Source organism: Meiothermus sp., from assembly GCF_025056915.1.
Lineage (GTDB): Bacteria > Deinococcota > Deinococci > Deinococcales > Thermaceae > Meiothermus.
This window is the reverse complement of record NZ_JANWVH010000115.1, coordinates 1-6074: the sequence shown is the minus strand read 5'-3', so window position 1 is coordinate 6074 and position 6074 is coordinate 1. Positions and strand designations below refer to the sequence as shown.

At 65.0% G+C, this 6074-nt stretch carries 5 protein-coding genes; 2 read left to right on the top strand and 3 right to left on the bottom strand.

Annotation, left to right across the window (positions count from 1 at the left end):
* Positions 1–165: 165 nt before the first annotated feature.
* A complete protein-coding gene (locus tag NZN28_RS13535) occupies positions 166–366 on the bottom strand; it encodes a hypothetical protein (protein WP_295399016.1) in 201 nt (66 codons plus the stop codon).
* A 213-nt stretch (positions 367–579) separates the two neighbouring features.
* Entirely contained in the window at positions 580–801 is a 222-nt protein-coding gene (locus tag NZN28_RS13530; protein ID WP_295399014.1) for a hypothetical protein, read from the bottom strand.
* A 68-nt stretch (positions 802–869) separates the two neighbouring features.
* Here NZN28_RS13530 and hrpB point away from each other — a divergent pair, with 68 nt between their 5' ends.
* Positions 870–3344 carry an ATP-dependent helicase HrpB gene (gene hrpB, locus NZN28_RS13525; RefSeq protein ID WP_295399011.1) on the top strand — a complete coding sequence of 825 codons (2475 nt, stop codon included), beginning with the start codon at positions 870–872 and terminating at the stop codon, positions 3342–3344.
* 386 nt (positions 3345–3730) lie between these two features.
* Here the strand turns inward: hrpB and NZN28_RS13520 are convergent, their stop codons facing one another.
* Positions 3731–5194: a pyruvate kinase gene (locus tag NZN28_RS13520; RefSeq protein WP_295399009.1), complete on the bottom strand. Its 1464-nt coding sequence runs from the start codon at positions 5192–5194 to the stop codon at positions 3731–3733.
* 392 nt (positions 5195–5586) lie between these two features.
* Here NZN28_RS13520 and NZN28_RS13515 point away from each other — a divergent pair.
* Positions 5587–6074 (top strand): hypothetical protein (locus NZN28_RS13515; RefSeq protein WP_295399007.1); only part of this gene is annotated, 488 nt, incomplete at its 3' end.

The following is a 6074-nucleotide window of genomic DNA, read 5'->3' as shown; positions in this document are numbered from 1 at the left end:
GCCCCATCCGCTATGGTCGTAGAGCGCGATGAGTTCCTCGGGCTGCAAACCGTCGGCACCAATTCGAATAATCATTGCTATCAAGGTAATGCCCTGTGCCAAGCAAGAGTAGGGATTTCCTAGCTATTTTGCCACAGTCCAACCCGAACTTCTTTTTGACTCCATCTAAACTTTTGACGGTTCTTGTTTTTCCTCAAGAACGGTCAGTAGGGCCTGGGCCTGCTCGAGCCGCTCGATGAAGTAGCTCGAGCCGTTCTCGCTCAGGGCTTCGTACTCACCGCGTTCGGCGTCCATCCGCACCGCCACCACCCGCCGGGCCTGGATAAAGCTTTTTGCCCAGAGAATATACCCTTCGGTTCTGCTCATACCCATCAACCATAGCGAAGAGAAAGAAATACCTTTGTCGAAATTCGACAAAAAAAACCTCTCAGGCGTTTCTTAGACTCTTTGAGTCCAAGAAAAACCACCCCAGCAGGCCCAAAGCGCCCTGGAAAGTTTCTCGAAGCCGTGTTCCGGCAAGCGCAACGCTTGGCGGAACCCTGGGCCAAAAAGCGCCGCTGTTTGCGAAGATGCCGCCGCTCAGGGGGTGCTCAGTCCGGCCAGGCGCTGGGGCCAGAACTGCGCCAGCAGCTCACCCAGCCCAACCAGGCCACCGGCCATCACCAGCGTCAGAATCAACCAGACCGAGACCACCTCCATAAGCGCAGGGGCCTCGGTGCGCCAGAAACGGGGCCTATGAAGCAGATGGGCAGCCGCCCATGCAGCCAGCGCCATCCCGATGAGCCACAGCACTCCGTACATCCTGGGCTCAGGGTAGCAGCCCCGCTCCACAGCGCCTGTGCGAAAATACCAGAGCGGAAGTCGGGCTTATGGCACCACAACTACCCATTCATGAGGTTCTGCCCGCGTTGCGAAAAGCCCTGGAATCGCATCGCACGGCAATTCTGCAAGCCCCGCCCGGCGCAGGCAAAAGCACCGTGTTGCCGCTGGAACTGCTGGGCGAGCCCTGGCTTAGGGGGCAAAAAATCTGGATGCTTCAGCCCCGCCGCCTGGCCGCCCGCAACGTAGCGGCCCGCATGGCCGCCCTGCTGGGCGAGGAGGTGGGGCAGACCGTGGGCTACCGGGTGCGCTTCGAAAGCCGGGTGGGGCCCAAGACCCGCCTCGAGGTTCTCACCGAGGGCATCCTGACCCGCCGCCTGCAAAAAGACCCCAGCCTGGAAGGGGTGGGGCTGGTCATCTTCGACGAGTTCCACGAGCGTAGCCTTCAGGCCGACCTTGGCCTGGTGCTGTGCCGCGAGGTGCAGCAGGCCCTGCGCGAAGACCTGCGGCTTTTGCTGATGTCGGCCACCCTGGAAGGGGGGCTGGGCCAGCGGCTGGGCGCGCCGGTGCTGAGCGTGGAAGGAAGGCCCTACCCGGTTGAGGTGCGCTATCTGCCCCGCGACCCCCAGGGCCCCCTGCCGGGGGTGGTAGCGGGGGCGGTTTCGCGGGCTTTGGCCGAGCACGAAGGCGATATTCTGGTTTTTTTGCCGGGGGTGGGCGAGATTGCCCAGGTCGAGCGGCTTCTGGCCGAGCGGCACCCGGAGGTTCGCATCGCCCCGCTGTATGGCGACCTGCCCCTTGCGGCCCAGCAGGCGGCCATCCTGCCCGACCCTGAAAGGCGTAAGGTGGTGCTCTCGACCTCCATTGCCGAGACCAGCCTCACCATCGAGGGCATCCGGGTGGTGGTAGACGCGGGCTACGCCCGGCTGCCCCGCTTCGAGGCCCGAAGCGGCCTGACCCGCCTGGTCACCACGCGGGTCACCCTGGATGCCGCCCAGCAACGCGCCGGGCGGGCCGGACGGCTGGGGCCGGGGGTCTGCTATCGGTTGTGGAGCCAGGCCACCCAGGGCCAGCTCCTGGCCGAGCGCAAACCGGAGATTCTGGAGGCCGACCTGGCCCTGCTGGTGCTCGAGCTGGCCCAGTGGGGCGTGCAAGACCCCGCCGCGCTGGACTGGCTCACGCCCCCGCCGGCGGGGGCCCTCCGGCAGGCCCGCGAGCTGCTGGAGGCGCTGGGGGCTCTGGAAGGCACCGCCATCACCGAGCGGGGTCGGGCCATGCTGGAGTGGCCCACCCACCCCCGCCTGGCCCACCTGCTGCTGGAAGGCCAGGCCCTGGGGCAAAGCGCCCTGGCCGCCGACCTGGCCGCCCTGCTGGAAGAGCGCGACCCCCTGCCCCGGGGCTTCAGCGCCGACGTGGGCTTGCGCTTGCAGGCCCTGCGGCAGTGGCGCCGAACCGGCCAGGCCCTTCACGGCGCCGAGCCGGGTTCGCTGGCCCGAATCGAGCGGCTCAGCCAGCAGTGGCGGCAGCGCCTGGGGGTGGCTCCGGAAAACCAGGCCCCCGAGGAGCGGGCGGTGGGGCGGCTCCTGGCCATGGCCTACCCCGACCGGCTGGCCCGCCTGCGGGAAGGCGAGCGCCTGCGCTACCGCCTCTCGGGGGGCCGGGGGGTGCGCCTGGACGAAAACGACCTGCTGGCCGGTACCCCCTGGCTGGCCGTGGCCCACCTCGACGCTGGCCTGGAGGAAGGCCGCATTTTTCTGGCTGCGCCGGTGGCGCCTTCGGAGCTGCTTCCACTGGCCCGGCCCGTCGAGACCGTGGCCTGGGATGCCCGCAGCGGGGTTCTGCGGGCCCAGCGGGAGCTGCGGGTGGGCGAGGTGGTGCTGGCCGCGGAGCCCCTCCGCCACCTGGACGCCGCCCGGCGCCGCAAACTGCTCTGCCAGGTGGTGCACGCCGAGGGGCTGGCGCTTTTGCCCTGGACCGCCGAGCTGCGCCAGTGGCAGGCCCGCATCCTGAGCCTGCGACGCTGGCGGCCCGAGGAAGGCTGGCCCGACGTCTCCGACGAACACCTGCTGGCGACCCTCGAGGCCTGGCTTGCCCCCTGGCTGGACGGGGTCTGGCGCCGCGAGGATTTCGCCCGTCTGGATCTTTCCAGCATTCTGGGCGGGCTTTTGCCCTGGCCGCTGCCCGCCCGGCTGGAGGCTTTGGCCCCCACCCGCTTGCAGGTGCCCAGCGGCTCGCACATCAAGCTGAGCTACAACCCAGAGGGCGGCCCGCCGGTGTTGGCCGTGAAGCTTCAGGAACTTTTTGGCCTGGCCGAGACCCCCACCGTCAACGAGGGCCGTACCCCGGTGCTGCTGCACCTCCTCTCCCCTGCCCAGCGGCCCATCCAGGTAACCCAGGATTTGCGGAGCTTCTGGAACCAGACCTACCCCGAGATCCGCAAGGAGTTGCGGGGGCGCTACCCCAAACACCCCTGGCCCGAAGACCCCTGGAACGCCCTGCCCACCCGCAAAACCAAACCCCGGTAGGGGCAAGGCTCCAATCCAACCCCCAGAAGCATCCTCGACAGATTCAACACTGTATCGCGCAAAGGCAACCCGCTCGCGGAGCGAATCCTGGCCTGGCCTCCAAGCTCTTACTGCAGACCAGCCGGCTGGGGGTCTGGTTCAATGCCCTCCCCAACCCTCCGGTCGAGGGGGACTCGAGGGCCACCCTCTTTAGAACCTGTGGGTGTGTATGGGTATCTTCACGGCTTTTTGTTTTGCCGCATATTTGGAGGCGTTTGACCCCGAAAAGGCTCTCTTCTGTAGTGGCCGCCGAACCGCAGCTACCGTGAAGGGCGCAACAACCAAGCGCGGCGAACCCGGCGGCCTGTGAAGTGTTGACAGCATTCCCGGGGGGCGCCTGCCACAAGCTACCAGGCCGATTTCGCCCAGGCTTTGAGGGGGCGCATCTTGGGCGTTTTTTTGTACTGGTGGTCTTGCATCCGCCGCAGCACTTCAGAGAGCACCCGGATGCCCTGCTCGAGGTAGGGCCCCTTGTTGAGCATCACGCACTCGGCCCGGGCGGCCAGCACCGCATCCGATACCTCGGCGCGGGAGGGGGTGCCCTTTCTGACCAGCCGATCCAGCACCTGGGTGGCCCAGATGACCGGCACCGAGGCCGCCTCGGCCAGCCAGAGGATTTCCTCCTGCATCTCGGCCAGCCGTTCGTAGCCGAGTTCGACCGCCAGGTCGCCCCGGGCAATCATGATGGCGGTGGGCCAGCGCCCGGCGGCCCGCACCATCAGTTCGGGCAGGTTGCTCACCGCCTGGCGGGTCTCGATTTTGAGCACCAGCCCCCGCAAGCGCGAAGGCCGGCGAGCTTCCAGTTCCAAAAGCAAGCGCTCCACATCCTCGGGCCGCTGCACGAAGGAATACCCCAGCAGGTCGGCGTTTTGCAGGGCAAACTCGAGGTCTTGCAAGTCCTTTGCGCTAAGCGGCCCGATGGCCAGCGGGGTATCGGGCAGGTTCAGGCCCTTTTCGGGCTGTAGCTTGAAGCCCTTGGGGGGGGTGCTGACCACCCGCAGCAGCACCGCCTGGGGTTCGACGCGTTCGACGCGGGCCTCGAGCTTGCCTTCGTCCAGGAAAACCCGGTGGCCCAACTGCAAACCCGAGAGCGCCTCGGGTAGCCCAACGGTGGCCTGGAATGGGCAAGGCTCATCGAAGGCGGGCTGGGTGATGAGCAGCAGCGGGTCTCCCACGAAAAGCCGCCGTTCGGCCTGCACCCTCTCGATACGCAGGCGAGGGCCGCTCAAGTCCATCAGGATAGGAATGGGTTGTGCCTGGGCGGCCTGCCGCACCTGGGCTATCATCGCGCCCCAGATGACAGGGTCGCCGTGCCCGCAGTTGATGCGGGCCGCGTCCATGCCTGCCGCTACCAGCCCCGAAGCCAGGGTCGGGTCGGCGGCTACCTCCTCGGGCAGCGTGACCAGGATGCGAGGGCCCGCGCCGGGGCCGAATAGCTCCTCTGTGGCGGCCTCGAGCTGGGCCTCCCGCGCGAAGAAGTCCTCGGGGGTCGGGTAGGGCAGTTCCTCTAAACCCAAGACCCGGCCCAGGGTGGCCAGCACCGCATCGAGGTTCTCCCGCACCCTGGACTCGGCCCGCCCCAGCGAGGATAGCCCCAGCCGGGCCAGCTCGCGCTGGAGGGGGCGCAGGTCGTGCTTCCGCAAGACCAGGTAGTCGGCCAGATTGCGGGCCGAACGGGCAAAAAAGGGCCGCTTCAGGTAAGGCTGCCAGCGGCGGTATTGGGCCGCACCCTCCTGCTCTACCTGCGCCCGCAGCGCCGATATTCGCTGGTAGAGGTGCTCCAGGTGAGCGCGTTCATTTGAACGTTGCATGTTCCACCGGAGGGCGAGGGCTTGCCGAACCCGCGTCCAGAAGGCTCATCTTAAGATTCCTTCAGATATTCAGGAAACTGTCATCTCAAGGGTGAGGGAACGGGAATCGCTTTTTCTCCGAAGGGTGGTGCGCCCGGCAGGACTCGAACCTGCGACCTAAGGTTTAGGAAAAGATAATAGCCCATCACTCGCTATCACCTGGAATCACTGTTTATCCCATGATAAGGGCTTTTGCTTCACTTCTACTCACTCTGGAAAACTTCCGGTTTGGGGTCAAACCTGGGGTCAAATGGGGTCAAAACTGGGGTCAAAAATGAGAGGTAAAAACAACGTGTCAAGGGGGATATTACAGATTGACGGTAGGCGTAGCCAGGTGATAACGTGGGGGTAGGATGCATGGGATCGTTGTCGTTGGCGCACCAAACCTGGATAGTGTGATAAACAACCTACTAGCCGGGGACGGAACAACGGGCAATGTAAAGCGTATCTCCAAAAGCCTGGACAAGGCTCTCGACGCTTGCATCCGCACAGAAGCAAGACTACGCGCCGCCCTAGCCAACTTATCGGCAGTCAAACCGACTGCCGAAGTCGCCTTAGAAAAAGTTATCGCAGCAATCCGAGATAATGACGACGCTCATCTGATCGCATATGGCTGTGCTTCTACGTGGGATTCTTTTTCTCATTTGAACGAAGCCCGCCATCGAGCTGAGCGCGTAGTTTTGTCTAACCGGATGGCCTCGCCGGGGCGAGGTCTGGTAAAGCTGACATTGCGTAAGATCGAACTCCTGGCGCGAAAGTTGACCTGGATGTCAGAAGCAGTGGGTAGCCTAGGCCGCGCTGAAGCGCTTGCAATAATGCTGGCCATGCTGGTTAGACTGCT

Coding starts and splice junctions, on each gene's coding strand:
- NZN28_RS13530 (WP_295399014.1), bottom strand. CDS start 801: ATGTACGGAGTGCTGTGGCTCATCGGGATGGCGCTGGCTGCATGGGCG.
- NZN28_RS13535 (WP_295399016.1), bottom strand. CDS start 366: ATGAGCAGAACCGAAGGGTATATTCTCTGGGCAAAAAGCTTTATCCAG.
- NZN28_RS13520 (WP_295399009.1), bottom strand. CDS start 5,194: ATGCAACGTTCAAATGAACGCGCTCACCTGGAGCACCTCTACCAGCGA.
- hrpB (WP_295399011.1), top strand. CDS start 870: ATGGCACCACAACTACCCATTCATGAGGTTCTGCCCGCGTTGCGAAAA.